14 protein-coding genes are annotated in these 16,980 nt (G+C 59.2%); 7 read left to right on the top strand and 7 right to left on the bottom strand.

Features of this window, described 5'->3' with window-relative positions:
* Nucleotides 1-7: 7 nt before the first annotated feature.
* On the bottom strand, nucleotides 8-871 hold the full coding sequence (gene trxA, locus BY454_RS00460; RefSeq protein WP_104414664.1) for a thioredoxin: 864 nt from the start codon (nucleotides 869-871) through the stop codon (nucleotides 8-10).
* Nucleotides 872-1,024: 153 nt separating this feature from the next.
* Between trxA and lon the strand changes: the two genes are divergently transcribed.
* Nucleotides 1,025-3,475 carry an endopeptidase La gene (gene lon / locus BY454_RS00465; RefSeq protein WP_104414665.1) on the top strand — a complete coding sequence of 817 codons (2,451 nt, stop codon included), beginning with the start codon at nucleotides 1,025-1,027 and terminating at the stop codon, nucleotides 3,473-3,475.
* Between the two features lie 121 nt (nucleotides 3,476-3,596).
* Here the strand turns inward: lon and BY454_RS00470 are convergent, their stop codons facing one another.
* The gene (locus BY454_RS00470; protein WP_104414666.1) at nucleotides 3,597-4,091 is read right to left on the bottom strand and encodes a MarR family winged helix-turn-helix transcriptional regulator; all 495 of its coding nucleotides are present in this window, start codon (nucleotides 4,089-4,091) and stop codon (nucleotides 3,597-3,599) included.
* 161 nt (nucleotides 4,092-4,252) lie between these two features.
* Here BY454_RS00470 and BY454_RS00475 point away from each other — a divergent pair, with 161 nt between their 5' ends.
* The 6 genes from BY454_RS00475 (at nucleotide 4,253) to BY454_RS00500 (ending at nucleotide 10,222) form a co-directional block, all read left to right on the top strand.
* Entirely contained in the window at nucleotides 4,253-5,161 is a 909-nt protein-coding gene (locus BY454_RS00475; protein WP_104414667.1) for a TPR end-of-group domain-containing protein, read from the top strand.
* 156 nt (nucleotides 5,162-5,317) lie between these two features.
* A complete protein-coding gene (locus BY454_RS00480) occupies nucleotides 5,318-6,430 on the top strand; it encodes a branched-chain amino acid ABC transporter substrate-binding protein (RefSeq protein ID WP_104414668.1) in 1,113 nt (370 codons plus the stop codon).
* Between the two features lie 126 nt (nucleotides 6,431-6,556).
* On the top strand, nucleotides 6,557-7,480 hold the full coding sequence (gene livH / locus BY454_RS00485; protein ID WP_104414669.1) for a high-affinity branched-chain amino acid ABC transporter permease LivH: 924 nt from the start codon (nucleotides 6,557-6,559) through the stop codon (nucleotides 7,478-7,480).
* Nucleotides 7,480-8,751, top strand: a complete 1,272-nt coding sequence (locus tag BY454_RS00490) for a high-affinity branched-chain amino acid ABC transporter permease LivM (protein ID WP_104414670.1) — start codon at nucleotides 7,480-7,482, stop codon at nucleotides 8,749-8,751. Before livH ends, BY454_RS00490 begins: the two co-directional genes overlap by 1 nt.
* A gap of 5 nt (nucleotides 8,752-8,756) precedes the next feature.
* Nucleotides 8,757-9,512, top strand: a complete 756-nt coding sequence (gene livG / locus BY454_RS00495) for a high-affinity branched-chain amino acid ABC transporter ATP-binding protein LivG (protein ID WP_104414671.1) — start codon at nucleotides 8,757-8,759, stop codon at nucleotides 9,510-9,512.
* Between the two features lie 8 nt (nucleotides 9,513-9,520).
* Nucleotides 9,521-10,222 (top strand): ABC transporter ATP-binding protein, encoded by a 702-nt coding sequence (locus BY454_RS00500; RefSeq protein WP_104414672.1) that lies wholly within the window; start codon nucleotides 9,521-9,523, stop codon nucleotides 10,220-10,222.
* 65 nt (nucleotides 10,223-10,287) lie between these two features.
* On the opposite strand, the gene pnp is transcribed toward BY454_RS00500, so the two are convergent.
* The 5 genes from pnp to infB all read right to left on the bottom strand — a co-directional run bounded on the left by pnp (nucleotide 10,288) and on the right by infB (nucleotide 16,978).
* On the bottom strand, nucleotides 10,288-12,381 hold the full coding sequence (pnp, locus tag BY454_RS00505; protein WP_374953532.1) for a polyribonucleotide nucleotidyltransferase: 2,094 nt from the start codon (nucleotides 12,379-12,381) through the stop codon (nucleotides 10,288-10,290).
* Between the two features lie 329 nt (nucleotides 12,382-12,710).
* Entirely contained in the window at nucleotides 12,711-12,980 is a 270-nt protein-coding gene (gene rpsO / locus BY454_RS00510; RefSeq protein ID WP_091701620.1) for a 30S ribosomal protein S15, read from the bottom strand.
* A gap of 88 nt (nucleotides 12,981-13,068) precedes the next feature.
* On the bottom strand, nucleotides 13,069-13,986 hold the full coding sequence (gene truB, locus BY454_RS00515) for a tRNA pseudouridine(55) synthase TruB (RefSeq protein WP_104414674.1): 918 nt from the start codon (nucleotides 13,984-13,986) through the stop codon (nucleotides 13,069-13,071).
* Entirely contained in the window at nucleotides 13,983-14,414 is a 432-nt protein-coding gene (rbfA, locus tag BY454_RS00520; RefSeq protein WP_104414675.1) for a 30S ribosome-binding factor RbfA, read from the bottom strand. Before rbfA ends, truB begins: the two co-directional genes overlap by 4 nt.
* A complete protein-coding gene (gene infB / locus BY454_RS00525; RefSeq protein WP_104414676.1) occupies nucleotides 14,414-16,978 on the bottom strand; it encodes a translation initiation factor IF-2 in 2,565 nt (854 codons plus the stop codon). Before infB ends, rbfA begins: the two co-directional genes overlap by 1 nt.
* Nucleotides 16,979-16,980: the final 2 nt, after the last annotated feature.

Genomic DNA, 16,980 nt, shown 5'->3' on the forward strand with positions numbered 1-16,980 from the left:
GCCTGAATCAGTACATCATCGCGTACAGCTTGCGACGGTAAGTCCGCACATCCGGGTTGTTATTCCCCAGCTTTTCAAACAACTCCACCAGTGTGGTTTTGGCCACGCCGTCCTTGTATTGACTGTCCGCCTGCATCAGGCGGATCAGCAGGTCCATTGCTTCGGCGTTCTGCTCCTGCAGGATCTTGTGCAGTGCCAACTGGTGCAAGGCCTCCGGATCTTTTGGATTGGCTTCCAGCTTCTGTTCCAGTTCCGCTTCCGGTGGCAGCTCCCCGGATTGCTTCAGGAATTTCACGCGGGCGGCCAACTGCTTGGCCTTGTGGCCCAACTTGTCCTCCGGTGCCAAGCTATCCAGCACCTGCTCGGCGGTTTCCAGGTCGCCCTTTTCGGCTTTCAGCTGGGCGAGGTCAATCAGAATGTCGACGTCTTCCGGGTCTTTCTGGTTCATCTCCGTGAAGATCGCCAGGGCGCCATCCACATCACCGGATTCCCAGAGCGCGTGGGCCTTTTCATAGGGATCTTCCGCCGGTGCCTCCACATGCTTTTCCAGCAACTTGCGCAACTCGCTTTCCGGCAGGGCGCTGTTAAAGCCATCCACCGCCTGGCCATCCTTCACCAGAATAACGGTTGGCAGGCTGCGCACCCCCAGGGAAGCGGTCAGTTCCTGCTGTTGGTCAGCGTTCACTTTCGCCAGCAGCAGGTTGCCCTGGTACTCGTTGGTCAGCTTTTCGAGGATGGGCATTAGCTGCTTACAGGGAGCACACCAGTCCGCCCACACATCCACCAGTACCGGCGTTTTTGCCGAGGCTTCCATGACCTGCTGCTGGAAATTGTCGGCGGTGGCGTCAAAGATGTACGGAGAATCACTCATGTATCGGGCACCTGAACCAGAATGAAAAATGTTTAGCCTTTAAGTGTATAGCCATATGGTGGCAAAGGCCGGTAAATCAAGCCAACTTGAAAAACTCACAGCCGCCGTCACATAAGCTGTAATCCCTTATCAAGCCCAGAGAGCAGATTCGGTATGGCAGACGAAAACCGCAACGACTCCATGGAAGAATTCGAAGAAGACATCACCGAGTACATTGGCAAAGACGAGCACAGCAAAAGCCTGGCATTACCCGAGCACAGCCGGCCTCACCGCATTTACGTCCTGCCGGTGTCCAACCGCCCCTTCTTCCCGGCCCAGGTACAGCCGGTGATGGTGGACCAGGACCCCTGGCAGGAAACCCTCAAACGTGTGGGTGAAACCGATCACCGGGTGCTGGGTGTGTGTTTTGTCGAGGACCCGAAGTCCGAAACCGGCGTGCCCGGCAGCGATGAGGTGGAGACCATGGGCTGCGCCGTGCGGGTACACCACGCCCAGACCGACAGCGGCAAGGTGCAGTTCATCGCCCAGGGACTGCAGCGTTTTCGCATCGTGCAGTGGCTACGCCGTCGCCCGCCCTATCTGGTAGAGGTCGAGTATCCCGAAGAACCGGAAGAGCCGGCCGATGAGCTCAAGGCCTACACCCTGGCCATTATCAGTGCCATTAAAGAACTGCTGCGCACCAACCCGCTTTATGGCGAGGAAGTGAAGCAATACCTGTCCCGCTTTGGGCCGGACGACAGCTCGCCACTGGCGGATTTCGGTGCGTCCATGACCAGCGCGCCCGGGCGCGAGCTGCAGGATGTGCTGGATACCGTGCCCCTGCTGCGGCGCATGGAAAAAGTCCTGCTCCTGATGCGTAAAGAGCAGGAAGTGGCGCGCCTGCAGACCGAAATCAACGAGGAAGTAAACGAAAAGGTACAAAAGCACCAGCGCGAGTTCTTCCTGCGCGAGCAGTTGAAGGTCATCCAGCGGGAGCTGGGTATCGCCAAGGACGACAAGACCGCCGACGTGGAGCGTTTTGAAAAGCGCCTGGCCGAGCTCAACCCACCCGAGGCCGTGCAGGAACGCTTCGACGATGAAATCGAAAAGTTGCAGGTTCTGGAACAGGGCTCACCGGAATACGGCGTGACCCGAAATTATCTGGACTGGCTCACCCAGGTACCCTGGGGCATCCATTCCGAGGACCACTTCGACCTGGCCGAAGCGCGGCGCATCCTGGACCGGGATCACGATGGCCTGGAAGATGTGAAAGACCGCATTGTGGAGTTCCTGGCCGAGGGCACATTCAAGGGCGAAGTAAGTGGTTCCATACTGCTGCTGGTGGGCCCACCGGGCGTGGGCAAGACCTCGATCGGCCATTCGGTGGCCGATGCCCTGGGCCGGAAGTTCTATCGGTTCAGCGTGGGCGGCATGCGCGATGAAGCCGAAATCAAGGGCCATAGGCGCACCTACATCGGCGCCATGCCGGGCAAGTTCGTGCAGGCATTGAAGGACAGCAAGGTGGCCAACCCGGTGATCATGCTGGATGAGATCGACAAGATCGGCAGCTCGTTCCAGGGCGACCCGGCCTCGGCGCTGCTGGAAACCCTGGACCCGGAACAGAACCGCGAGTTCCTGGATCACTACCTGGACGTGCGCATGGACCTCTCCAAGGTCCTGTTCATCTGCACCGCCAACCAGCTGGACACCATCCCCCGGCCCCTGCTGGACCGCATGGATGTCATCCGCCTGTCCGGCTACATCAGCGAAGAGAAACTGGCCATCGCCAAGCATTACCTGATGCCCCGGTTGCTCAAGCGCGCTGGCCTGCTGAAGAAACAGCTGAACATCACCGATGCCGCGATTCGCCAGATCATTGAAGGCTACGCCCGGGAAGCCGGGGTGCGAAGCCTGGAGAAGCTACTGCACAAGGTGATCCGCAAGGGCATCGTGAAACTGCTGGAGCACCCGGACCAGCCGGTGAAGGTGGGCGTTTCGGACCTCACCGGCTACCTGGGGCAACCCGCTTTCCGGAAAGAGAAATCCCTGAAAGGCACTGGCGTGGTCACCGGCCTGGCCTGGACCGCCATGGGTGGCGCCACCCTGAGCATCGAGGCCTCACGGGTACATTCCAGCCAGCGTGGCTTCAAACTGACCGGCCAGTTGGGGGATGTAATGAAGGAGTCGGCCGAGATCGCCTACAGCTTCGTGTCGTCGAACCTCAAACGATACAAGGGCGACCCCACATTCTTCGACAAGTCGTTCGTGCATCTGCACGTGCCCGAGGGCGCCACGCCCAAGGACGGCCCCAGCGCAGGTGTGACCATGGCCACGGCCCTGCTGTCCATTGCCCGCAAAGAAGCGCCCCAGCAGAACATCGCCATGACCGGCGAACTGACCCTGACCGGGCAGGTGCTACCCGTGGGTGGTATTCGGGAGAAGGTAATTGCCGCCCGGCGGCAGAAGATCAGCAACCTGATACTGCCGGAGGCCAATCGGGGCGATTACGACGAGTTGCCGGAGTATCTGAAGGAAGGGCTGTCGGTGAACTTTGCCAAGCACTACAACGACGTATTCCAGGTGTGTTTCGCCAGCAAGCCCAGGAAGGGGGCTTCTGTTCACTAACCCCCCTCTCCCTGGCCCTCTCCCGCAAGGGGAGAGGGAATGGTTTACTAAAAGTTGGCGATATCCCTCCCCTCTCCCCTTGCGGGAGAGGGGCCGGGGGAGAGGGGGATAAAAAGCGCTTCTAAGCCTTCTCCTTCCAACCGTCGTCTTTCAGCATAGAGCCGACAGTCAGAACCGGCGAGGCGTCGATGTCGTCGGCGTTCATCATGTTGGCCACCCGCTGCAGGGACGCCAGGATCATGGTCTGTTCCCACTCGGCCAGGCTCTGGAACTTCTGTACGAAGTCCTCCTGCAGGGGATTGGGCGCCTGGGCCAGCAGTTCCGCGCCCTGCTCGGTCAGGTGCGCGTGCACCTTGCGTTTATCGCGGGTACTGCGCACCCGATACACCAAGCCACGGTGTTCCAGGCGATCCAGGATGGTGGTCACGGTTGCCTGGCTGAGACTGACGTGCTCGGCAATGGTGCCGATGGTCACCTCCCCCAGGTCCCGGATGGTGCGCATGATCAACAGCTGTGGCCCGGTCAGGCCGGCGTGCTTGCTCAACCGCTTGGAATGCAGATCCGTTGCCCGGATAACCCGCCGAAGCGCCACCAACACCTGCTCGTAACTGCTCACGCCTTACTCCACCTTCAATGACTGTTTATACCTCTAAATATTAGATGCTGTCGCAACCCGTAATGCAAGTGGGGGTTACCACAATCCTCCCACGGCATTATTTCTGGCAACCACTGTGCTAAGGTCTCTGTTTTACACTCACCATCACGCGGACACGGTTAATGATCAGGTTCATCTTCACTTTAATCCTTGCCTTTGCACTGGCCGGCCATGCCCAGGGACAACAACAGGAACTCGGGCCGAAAAAGGAATTGACCGCCGAAGATGTGGAGGAAAGCATCAAGACCCTGGACAAAAAGCCCATGTACACACCGTTTGTGGAGTTGTACCTGTTGGAAGAAACCAAGGCATTGCGCAAGGAAATCCTGGAAACCCGGGCGGAACTGATCGAGAAGGTCGTGGAAAAGGAACTGTCGGTCGCGGACAAAACCATGTCCTATGCCACCGACACCGTCACCTATTTCTTTTACCTGATTGCCGGTGCTACCTCGATCCTCGTGGTAATTGGCTGGAACTCCATTCGTGACATGCGCAGCCAGCTCACCAGCCTGGCCGAAAAGCGGGTCAACGAACTGGTAATCGAGTATGAAAATCGACTGCAATCCATCGAAGACCAGTTGCATCAGAAATCCGAAATCATTCACCAGAACCAGGCGGAGATTGAACGCACCAATGAAGTGCACGGGCTGTGGCTGAAAGCCAGCCAGGAAACCTCCCAACAAAACAAAATTGCCGCCTACGACCAGATCCTGGATCTGCGCCCGGACGATGTGGAAGCCCTGAGCTACAAAGCCGATGCGGTGCTGGAAATGCAGGAACCTCTCTGGGCCATAAGCCTGTGTCAGCGCGCCCTGAAACTGGCCCCCGACAACGGCCATGCCCACTATCAGCTGGCCTGCGCGTATGCCGAGATTGGCCGCTGGGAAGATGCGGTAGCCACCTTGACCCGGGCCATCGACATCTCCGAGGCCTACCGGGACGATGCCTCCGTGGACCCCAGCTTCGAGCGCTTGCACCAGCATGAAAACTTCAGGCAACTGGTCTTTGTAGAAGATCAGGAAAGCGAATAAACACCCACATAATCGTCCGGCATAAACCTTGCCTATATTTTCCCGAAACCTTCTGGTTCTCGGGGATACCCGGCCACCGCTTGACAAGGCGCAGGCGGTGGTGTTTGTTTAAGTTCCTGAGAACATAAGAATAACTCTGCCAAACAGGAAAACACGATGAAAATGTCCGTTAAGAAGCTCGCTACCGCTGTAGGTACCTCCGTTGCACTGATGGCCGCTGGCCAGGCCGCTGCTGAAATCAAGATTGGCGTTGCCGGCCCCATGACTGGCCCCGTCGCCCAGTATGGTGACATGCAGTTTGCCGGCACCCGCATGGCTATTGAACGCATCAACGCCCAGGGCGGTGTCATGGGTGAAGAACTCGTGGCCGTGGAAATGGACGACGCCTGTGACCCCAAACAGGCCGTGACCGTTGCCAACCGCATGGTGAACGAAGGCGTCAAGTTCGTGGTGGGTCATCTCTGCTCCAGCTCCACCCAGCCGGCCTCCGACATCTATTATGACGAAGGTATCCTGATGGTTACCCCGGCCGCCACCAGCCCGGCCATCACCGAGCGCGGCTACGACACTGTCTTCCGTACCATCGGCCTGGACAGCATGCAGGGCCCCGCCGCAGCCAACTATATCGCCGCCCAGGGCCCGGAGCGCGTCGCAATTGTTCACGACAAGCAGCAATACGGTGAAGGCATTGCCACCGCCGTACGCGACACCCTGGAAGACAAGGGCGTGGACATCGCCATGTTTGAGGGCATTACCGCCGGCGACAAGGACTTCTCCTCACTGGTCACCAAGATCAAACAGGCAGATGTGGACTACGTGTACTACGGCGGCTACCACCCGGAGCTGGGCCTGATCCTGCGCCAGGCTCGCCAGGCCAATGTGGACGCGACCTTCATGGGCCCGGAAGGCGTGGGTAACGATGGCATTACCAGCATTGCCGGCGAAGCGGCTGAAGGCCTGCTGGTCACCCTGCCCCCGGCATTCGATCAGAAAGCAGAAAACCAGGAATTGGCCGAGGCATTTGCCGAGAAAGGCGAAGACCCCTCCGGTCCGTTTGTGCTGACCTCCTACGCGGCGGTTCAGGTGATTGCCGACGGTATCGAAATGGCCGAGTCCACCGATCCGTTTGAAGTGGCGGATGCCCTGCGCTCCGGCACCTTCGAAACTCCGATTGGCACCATCGAGTATGATGAAGACGGTGACATGGAGTCCTTCGAGTTCGTGGTTTACGAATGGCACGCCGACGGTAGCAAAACCGTCGCAAAATAAGCCCCCAATCATTAAATTGCGGTAAGATAAGCACCTTCCCCGCCTCCCCTCACTCTCGGGGAGGAGGGAAGGTGTTTTTCTGGGCTCCTGTTAACCCATTCCGGGAACAGGCATTCGGAGTTCCACATGCAAGATCTACTGTATTTTTTCCAGCAGCTGATCAACGGACTGACCATCGGCAGCACCTATGCCCTGATCGCCATCGGCTACACCATGGTGTACGGCATCATTGGCATGATTAACTTCGCCCACGGCGAAATCTACATGATTGGTGCCTACACAGCACTGATCGCCATCACTGGACTGGCCACGCTGGGAATTACCTGGCTACCCATCGTATTACTGGTCGCCCTGATTTGTGCGGTGATTGTATCCAGCTCCATGGGCTGGGCGGTGGAAAGGGTCGCCTACCGACCGGTACGGGGACGACACCGACTCATCCCCCTGATCTCCGCCATCGGTATGTCCATTTTTCTGCAAAACTACGTCCACCTCGCGCAAGGCTCCCGCAACATTGGCTTCCCGGCCCTGATTGAAGGCGGCTTCCAGCTTGGCTCTGAAGACACCTTCCCGCTGTCCATCTCCTACATCCAGATCACCATCTTCATTACCACCCTGATCTGCATGACAGCACTGTCCACATTTATCGCCCGCTCCCGCACAGGGCGTGCCTGTCGTGCGGTATCCCAGGATCTGGGCATGGCCAGCCTGCTGGGCATTGATACCAACCGGATCATCTCAGCGACCTTTGTCATCGGCGCGGCCCTGGCGGCTGTCGCCGGTCTGTTGCTGGGCATGTACTACGGTTCGGTTGACCCACTGTTCGGCTTTATCGCCGGTCTCAAGGCCTTCACCGCGGCCGTTTTGGGCGGCATCGGCAGCATTCCCGGCGCCATGCTGGGCGGGCTCATTCTGGGCGTGGCCGAAAGCATGACCTCGGGCTACCTCAGTGGCGAATACAAGGATGTAGTGTCCTTCGGCCTGCTAATCCTGATTCTGCTGTTCAAACCCACCGGACTGCTGGGCAAACCGGAGGTTGAGAAGATCTGATGGCTGCCAACAACATTAAACACGCTCTGTTCTGCGCGGTGATCACCCTGGTGATCTCCTATCCCATCCTCGGCCTGAATCTGGTGGCGGACGGCGCCGTGGTGTATCTGGAGGGTGCCACCACTTTCACGGTGGTGTCGGTTTTCCTTGCCGCCGTCGTGGTATTTCTGTTCCAGCTGTTCCGTGACGATATCATGGCGCGTCTGGGGTTCATTTCCCGCCTTAATCCCCTGAGCGGGCGGGACCCCATGCCCCAGCAGAAGCGCGCGAAACTGGAATCCTGGGTGCTCACCGGCATTATCGTGCTGGCACTGTTCTGGCCGTTCTTTGTCTCTCGCGGCTCGGTCGACCTGGCTACCCTGGTCCTGATCTACATCATGTTGGCACTGGGCCTGAACGTGGTGGTCGGCCTGGCCGGCCTGCTGGATCTGGGTTATGTCGCCTTCTATGCGGTCGGCGCGTACACCTTTGCCTTGCTGTCCCAATACGCCGGTTTCTCCTTCTGGATGGCCCTGCCCATCGGCGCCTGCCTGGCCGCCCTGTTCGGGCTGGTGCTGGGGTTCCCGGTACTCCGGCTGCGCGGCGACTACCTGGCCATTGTGACCCTTGGCTTCGGTGAAATCATCCGCATCCTGCTGAACAACTGGACCAATCTCACCGGCGGCCCGAACGGGATCGGTGGCATTCCGGAACCCACCCTGTTCGGCATGGAGTTTGGCCGGCGCATCAAGGAGGAAGGCAACACCTCCTTCCACGAAACCCTCGGTATCGCCTATGCCAGTGAGCACAAGGTCATCTTCCTGTACCTGATTGCCCTGGTACTGGCCGTCATTACCGGGCTGATCATTCGCCGCTTCATGCGCATGCCGGTTGGCCGCGCCTGGGAAGCCCTGCGGGAGGATGAAATTGCCGCTCGGTCACTCGGCCTCAGCCGTACCGCCGTAAAACTCTCGGCGTTCACCATTGGCGCCTTCTTTGCGGGCTTCGCCGGCACCGTCTTTGCATCCAAGCAGGGCTTTATCAGCCCGGAATCCTTCGTGTTCCTGGAATCCGCCATTGTCCTGGCCATTGTGGTCCTTGGGGGTATGGGTTCACAGATCGGCGTGATACTGGCTGCAATCGCGGTCACCATCCTGCCGGAACTGGCACGGGAATTTTCGGATTACCGGATGCTGGTGTTCGGTGCCGCCATGGTACTGATGATGGTCTGGCGGCCCCAGGGCCTGTTGCCCATGCGTCGTATCCACATTGAACTTGGCAAGCAGGGGTGACAGGTATGCTGGAAGTAAAGAATCTGTCCATGCGTTTCGGCGGCCTGCTGGCTGTCGACCAGGTCAGCGTGGACGTCAAAGAACGCGAAATTGTATCCATCATCGGCCCCAACGGGGCCGGCAAGACCACGGTCTTCAACTGCCTGAGCGGTTTCTACAAGCCCAGTGGCGGCCAGATCCTGTTTGAAGGCAAGGAAATCCAGGGCAAACCGGATTACAAGATTTCCCGCATGGGCATGGTGCGCACGTTTCAGCACGTGCGCCTGTTCGGCAACATGACGGTGGTGGAAAACCTGCTGGTGGCCCAACACCGGCATGTGAACACCAACCTCATTGCCGGGCTCCTGAAGACCCCCGACTACCGGAGACGGGAGAAACAGTCCCTGGAGCGGGCCCGCTACTGGCTGGACCGGGTCGGCCTGCTGGAGGTCGCCAACCGGGAAGCCGGCAACCTGGCCTATGGCCAGCAACGTCGCCTGGAAATTGCCCGTTGCATGGTCACCGAGCCCAAGCTGCTGATGCTCGATGAGCCGGCGGCGGGCCTCAACCCGGCCGAAACCAAAGAGCTGGACTACCTGATTGTCAGCCTGAAAGAAGACTACAACGTCTCAGTCCTTCTGATTGAGCACGACATGAGTCTGGTGATGGGGATTTCCGACCGTATCAATGTGATCAGCCAGGGACGTCCCCTGGCCAGCGGTACGCCCGAGGAAGTGCGCCAGAACGACGACGTGATCAAAGCTTATCTGGGCGAGGCCTGAGGAACATTATGCTGGTACTGGAAAACGTTCATACCCACTACGGCAAGATTGAAGCGTTGCACGGGGTATCCGTGGAGGTTAAGCGAGGTGAAATCGTCTCGCTGATTGGCGCCAATGGCGCCGGCAAAACCACCCTGCTGATGACGGTCTGCGGCAACCCGCAGGCCAGTTCCGGGCGGGTCATGCTGGAAGGCCGCGACATCACCCGTGAGGCCACCGCCAACATCATGCGCTCGGGCATTGCCATTGTGCCCGAGGGCCGGCGTGTATTCTCCGGGCTGACAGTGGAGGAGAACCTGCACATGGGCGGATTCTTCAATACCAAGGCCGAGATCCGCAAGAGCCAGGAACACGTCTACGAACTGTTCCCTCGCCTGAAAGAGCGCGAAAATCAGCGGGCGGGCACCATGTCCGGCGGTGAGCAGCAGATGCTGGCCATTGGCCGGGCACTGATGAGCAAGCCGCGCATGATCATCCTGGATGAGCCCTCCCTGGGGCTGGCGCCGCTGATTATCCAGCAGATCTTTGACATCATCGGGCAACTACGGGAAGAAGGCATCACGGTGTTCCTGGTGGAGCAGAACGCGCACCAGGCCCTGAGCCTGGCCGACCGGGGGTACGTGCTGGAAAACGGCCGTATTCGCCTACAGGATACCGGCAAGAACCTGCTCAACAACCCGGAAGTACGGGAGGCGTACCTGGGAGGCTGAGCCAGCGCTCGACCGGGCATAAAAAAACCCGCCAACAGGCGGGTTTTTTCGTGACTGGCGGAGTGTTACTCGGCCAGATCGGTCGGCTGCTCGCCTTCCTTCACTTCTTTCATGGACAGCTTCACGCGACCACGGTTGTCCACATCCAGGACCTTCACCAGAACTTCCTGACCTTCGCTCATTTCGTCGGTCACGTTCTCTACACGGTGATCGGCGATCTGGGAGATGTGCACCAGGCCATCTTTACCCGGCAGGATGTTCACGAAGGCACCGAAGTCCACGATGCGCTCAACGCGACCCTTGTAGATAGCACCCACTTCGATCTCGGCGGTGATTTCCTTCACACGCTTGACCGCTGCCTGGGCTGCCGCCTGGTTGTCGGCGTAGATCTTCACGTTGCCGTCGTCGTCCAGATCGATGGAGGCACCGGTCTCGTCGCAAATGGAACGGATGGTGGCACCGCCCTTACCAATCACGTCACGGATCTTGTCCGGGTCGATCTTGATGGTGGTGATGCTCGGCGCACGATCAGACAGCTCGGCACGCGGCTCGGCGATCACCTTGTTCATCTCACCCAGGATGTGCAGGCGCGCAGCATTGGCCTGCTCCAGGGCGATTTCCATGATCTCGTCGGTGATGCCCTGGATCTTGATGTCCATCTGCAGGGCAGTCACGCCGTCTTTGGTACCGGCTACCTTGAAGTCCATGTCGCCCAGGTGGTCTTCGTCACCCAGGATATCGGTCAGAACGGCAAACTTGTCACCTTCCTTGACCAGACCCATGGCGATACCAGCCACCGGTGCCTTCAGCGGCACACCGGCGTCCATCAGTGCCAGGGAGGAACCACAGACAGAGGCCATGGAGCTGGAACCGTTGGATTCGGTGATCTCGGACACCGCACGGATGGCGTACGGGAATTCTTCGATGGTCGGCATAACCGCTGCCACACCACGCTTGGCCAGACGACCGTGACCGATCTCACGACGGCCCGGGGAGCCCATGCGGCCAGCTTCGCCCACGGAGTACGGAGGGAAGTTGTAGTGGAACAGGAACGGATCTTTGCGTTCGCCTTCCAGGGCATCGATGATCTGCACATCGCGGGTGGTACCCAGCGTGGCGGTCACGATGGCCTGGGTTTCACCACGGGTGAACAGGGCGGAACCGTGAACGGATGGCAGGATGCCCACTTCCACTTCGATCGGACGCACGGTCTGGTTGTCACGACCGTCGATGCGCGGCTTGCCATCGATGACCTGCTGGCGAACCACGGTTTTCTCAACCTTGCCGAAGTACTTCTTCACTTCGTCTTCGGCCGGCTTGCCGTCGTCTTCTTCGCTGCTGGCCAGCTTCTCAACCGCTTCGGTCTTGATTTCGCCAAGACGCGCGTAACGGTCCATCTTGTCGCGGATGCTGTAGGCTTCCTCGATGGCGCTACCGAAGTCGCTCTGGATGGCGTTCAGCAGCTCGGTATTCTCTTCCTCCGGCTGCCACTCCCAACGCGGCTTGCCGTTCTCGGCGGCAAATTCCTTGATGGCGGTGATGGCAGTCTGCATTTCCTGGTGACCGTACAGAACGGCGCCCAGCATCTGATCTTCGGTCAGGCCCTTGGCTTCGGATTCCACCATCAGGACGGCTTCTTCGGTACCAGCGACAACCATGTCCAGGGCAGAGGTTTCCAGCTGCTCGAAGGTCGGGTTCAGGAAGTAGCCCTGCTCGTTGGTGTAACCAACGCGGGCGGCACCGATCGGACCATCAAACGGAATGCCGGAAACGGCCAGCGCGGCAGAGGCAGCGAGCATGGCGGCAATATCAGGGTCATGCTCCTTGCTGGCAGACATGACAGTACAGACCACCTGTACTTCGTTCATGTAGCCATTCGGGAACAGCGGACGGATCGGACGGTCGATCAGGCGGGAAGTCAGGGTTTCCTTCTCGGAAGGACGACCTTCACGCTTGAAGAAGCCACCCGGGATTTTACCGGCGGCGTAAGTCTTTTCCTGATAGTTCACGGTCAGCGGGAAGAAACCCTGACCCGGCTTGGGCTCCTTGGCGCCCACAACGGTACCCAGCACGGCGGTATCGCCGGTGGAGACCAGTACCGCGCCGGTTGCCTGACGGGCAACACGACCGGTTTCCAGGGTGAACGTTTCGCCACCCATTTCAAACGTTTTCTTACGTGGTTGCAGATCCACAATAGACTCCTGATTATTGGTCAACTCATGCGAACCCAAGGCAACCCGTCTGAAAGCTAACAGGCTGTTGCAAAACCCCGGTAAGGCGTGCAGTCAAACCTGCACCACCCGGGCTTTTCAACAACCTGCTATCAATACCGGCTTTCAATTGTGACAGGGAGTACCCTCAGGTTTCACAGACACATCAATTGCAGTGTTCACTCTCCGGCTTTCCCGGAAAGGGCCAGCACAGACAGCGGGAGAGAAGCTGGCCGGCCCGGTAATCCCGGGCCGGCCTTTCCGGTCGTCAACCCGGATTAACGACGCAGACCCAGACGCTGGATGAGATCCAGGTAACGGTCGGCGTTTTTACGCTTCAGGTAGTCCAGCAGCTTACGACGCTGGTTTACCATCCGGATAAGACCACGGCGGGAATGGTGATCCTGCTTGTTGGTCTTGAAGTGATCCTGCAGCTTGTCGATGTTGGCGCTCAACAGGGCTACCTGAACTTCAGGGGAACCTGTGTCACCTTCGGCTTGCTGAAAATCCTTGACGATCTGAGCTTTCTCGTTGGCAGACAGTGCCATATTACACCTCATTGTTTGCGATGCTTGAGAATCCGGCCGAACCGCGCATCTCTACAGCCCGGCTAACCAGCAGCGACCAAATTGACCGCTAGCTGCTCTTGACCAGCCGACGGGGCACCAACTGGATACCACCGTCCTCTGGCAATGCTTCTGCCAATCCCACAAAGCCCTGGTTGCCGTAAAGGCGCACCAAGCCTTCCAGGGATTGGTCCGTCATTCTAACCGGTTGCCCATTCAATATCGACACCAACGAAGGGCCGGAAAGATGAAGTTCCGGAAACATGGTCAGGGCGCTGTCCGGCGGCAATAACAGGCCGTCCAGGCTTTCGCCTCGCTCACGCATGGCTTCCAGGGTACCGACATCGTGGGCAGCCTCCAGGGTATAGCCCGAGGCCATGGTACGGCGCAGGGCGCTGACATGCGCACTGCATCCCAGGGCGTCGCCAATATCCTCCACCAGGGAGCGGATGTAGGTGCCCTTGGTGCAACTCACCGCCAGGTCCAGCTCGTTCTCACGAACTGCCAGCAAAGTCAGCTCGTGAATCGTGACCGGGCGGGCCGGTCGTTCGATCTCGATGCCTTCGCGGGCGTATTCGTAGAGGGGGCGGCCCTGATGCTTCAGCGCCGAGTACATGGAGGGCACTTGCTCAATCGGGCCCCGGAACCGCGCCAGAACCGCTTCCACATCGGCTTCGGTCAACGCGGGCACTGGTTTCTCCTCGACCACGGCGCCTTCACTGTCGCCGGTTTCGGTGCGGATACCGAGCCGGGCGGTGGTGATGTAGGCCTTGTCGCTGTCCAGCATCATCTGGGAGAACTTGGTGGCCTCCCCAAAGCACAGCGGCAATACACCGGTGGCCAGCGGGTCAAGCGCTCCGGTATGGCCCGCCTTGGCGGCGCCAAACAGGCGTTTGACCTGCTGCAGGATGCCGTTGGACGTAACACCAATGGGCTTGTCGATCACCAGGATGCCGTTGACGTTGCGGCCTTTTCTTCTGCGGCTCAAGCGTCACGCTCCGGGTTATCGGATACCGGGTCATCGTTGTCATCCCGGGGCACGGATGGGTGCTCACCCACCGCTTCGCGAATCAGGCGATCCATTTTCCGGCTTTCACCCAGCAGCGAGTCGAAGTGGAACCGCAGATGCGGAACCACTCGCAGTTTCATGGCGCGACCAATCTGGCCCCGAAGAAAACCCGAAGCCTTGTTCAGCACACCCAGGGCGTCCTGGATCTCCGGAGAATCCTCGGTCAGCTCTTCGGTCGACAGCAATGACACATAGATGTCGGCATAGCCCAGGTCCCGGCTCACCTTGACGGCGTTAACCGTGACCAGTCCAACGCGAGGGTCTTTCACCTCACGCTGGATCAGCTGGGCCAGCTCTCGTTGCATCTGATCGCCAATGCGATCGACGCGACTGTATTCCCGTGCCATCAGGCCCCCGTGGATTCGAGCTTGCGTTCAACCTTCACGCGATCAAATACCTCGATCTGGTCGCCCACTTTCACATCGTAGCCCTTAACACCGATACCGCATTCCATGCCGTTACGCACTTCCTGAACGTCGTCCTTGAAGCGGCGCAGGGATTCCAGCTCGCCTTCGAAAATAACGACGTTGTCACGCAGGACACGGATCGGCTTGTTACGGTAAACGTTGCCTTCGGTCACCATGCAACCAGCCACCTGGCCGAACTTCGGTGAACGGAACACATCGCGTACGTCGGCCACACCCAGGATTTCCTCGCGGAATTCCGGCGCCAGCATGCCGGTCAGGGCCGCTTTCACGTCATCGATCAGGTTGTAGATGATGCTGTAGTAGCGCAGATCCAGGTTTTCCTGTTCAACCAGCTTCTTGGCGGCGTTATCAGCACGCACGTTGAAGCCGAAGATGACCGCATTGGTGGCCATGGCCAGGCTGACGTCGGTCTCGGCGATACCGCCCACACCCGAGGACACCACCTTGACCTGAACTTCGTCGTTGCCCAGATCCTGGAGCGCCTTGACGATGGCTTCCAGGGAACCACGAACGTCCGTCTTGAGCACCACGTTCAGGGTCTTCACCTCGTCCTTGCCCATGTTCTCGAACATGTTCTCGAGCTTGGCGGCCTGCTGGCGCTGCAGACGCTGTTCCCGCTCGCGGGTCTGACGGAACTCGGCCAGTTCTTTGGCTTTCTTCTCGTCGGCCACGGCAAAGAATTCGTCGCCGGCGTCCGGCGTACCGTTAAGACCCAGAATCTCTACCGGGATCGAGGGACCGGCTTCTTTGACCTGGTCACCGGCTTCGTTGGTCATTGCCCGGATCTTGCCGTAGTAGGCACCGGCCACAATGGTGTCACCCTGGCGCAGGGTGCCGTTCTGAACCAGAACGGTGGCAACCGAACCACGACCACGCTCCAGGCTGGATTCCACGACAACGCCCTTGGCGGCGGCGTCCGGAGAGGCTTCCAGTTCCAGGATTTCGGCCTGAAGCAGCAGGGCTTCAAGCAGGTCGTCGATACCTTCGCCGCTCTTGGCGGAGACCGGAACGAACTGCACGTCACCGCCCCAGTCTTCGGGAATCACTTCCATAGCGGCGAGTTCGTTCTTGATGCGATCCGGATCGGCTTCTTCCTTGTCCATCTTGTTGATGGCCACAACGATCGGCACACCGGCAGAACGGGCGTGATCCACCGCTTCTTTGGTTTGCGGCATCACGCCGTCGTCGGCAGCCACAACCAGTACGACCACGTCGGTACACTGGGCACCGCGGGCACGCATGGCGGTAAACGCGGCGTGGCCAGGGGTATCCAGGAAGGACACCATGCCGTGATCGGTTTCCACGTGGTAAGCACCAATGTGCTGGGTAATACCACCTGACTCACCGGAGGCAACCTTGGTGCGGCGGATGTAGTCCAGCAGCGAGGTCTTACCGTGGTCAACGTGACCCATCACACTGACAACCGGCGCACGCTTGACCTTTTCCTTACCCTCGGCCAGTTCGGTAATCTCACTCAACACTTCTTCTTCAAAAGCGTCTTCGCTGGTGGCTTTGGGCTTGTGGCCCAGCTCTTCGGTCACCAGGATGGCGGTTTCCTGATCCAGGGCCTGGTTGATGGTGGCCATAACCCCCATCCCCATCAGCGTTTTGATCACATCGGCGGACTTCACCGCCATGCGCTGGGCCAGATCACCCACGGTGATGGTTTCGGGAATCTCTACTTCTCTAACCATAGGCTTGGTTGGTCTCTCGAAGGCGTGTCGCTTCTGTTTCGGTTTCTTTTTGGCCCGCAGCTGCTTGCGAGGAACGGCTTCTTCTTCATCCTCGGACAGCACCACCGGCTCCTCAACAGGCCGGTTACGTGGACCACGATGGCCAGCCTTTTTCTTCTTCGGCTTGCCTTCTTCCAGATCATCGCCGCGCTCGCGGGCCTTCTCTTTCTCTTTTTTCTTCTTCGGTTTGCGATCCCGGCCATCATCCTCGGGCGGAGGCATGGGCATGTCCTCCGGCTGGGGTTCAGGCTCTGGCTTGACGGCCTTGTTAGAGCCAGCTTCCGCGGCAGGTTCCTGCTCGGTTGCCTTGGGCTCCGTTGCCGCCGGGGCTTCAGGGGCCTTTTGTTCCTGCTCAGCAGCCACTTTCGGCGCTGACTCTGGCGCCGGCTGCTCCGGTGCGGAAGCCTGCTCTGCCGGTGCTTCCGATTTCGGTGTTTCCTGCTGCGCTTCCGGCTGCAGTTCCGCACGTTTCACGTAGGTGCGGCGCTTGCGGACTTCCACGTTCACAGTCTTGGCTTTACCCGCCTTCAACGTGGTGGTCGTTTTGCGTTTGAGCGTAATCTTGCGCGGCTCGGCCTCGGTCTCGCCGTGCGTTTTTCTCAGATAGGCCACCAACTGCTGCTTCTCATCGCTGGTCACCGTGTCATTTTCGCTGCGAGCTTTCAGGCCCGCTTCCACGATCTGCTTCAGCAAACGATCCACGGGAGCGCCTACATCTGCGGCCAGTTGTTTTACCGTTACTTCAGCCATAC

The organism is Marinobacter persicus (assembly GCF_002934325.1).
GTDB classification, from domain to species: Bacteria; Pseudomonadota; Gammaproteobacteria; order Pseudomonadales; family Oleiphilaceae; genus Marinobacter; species Marinobacter persicus_A.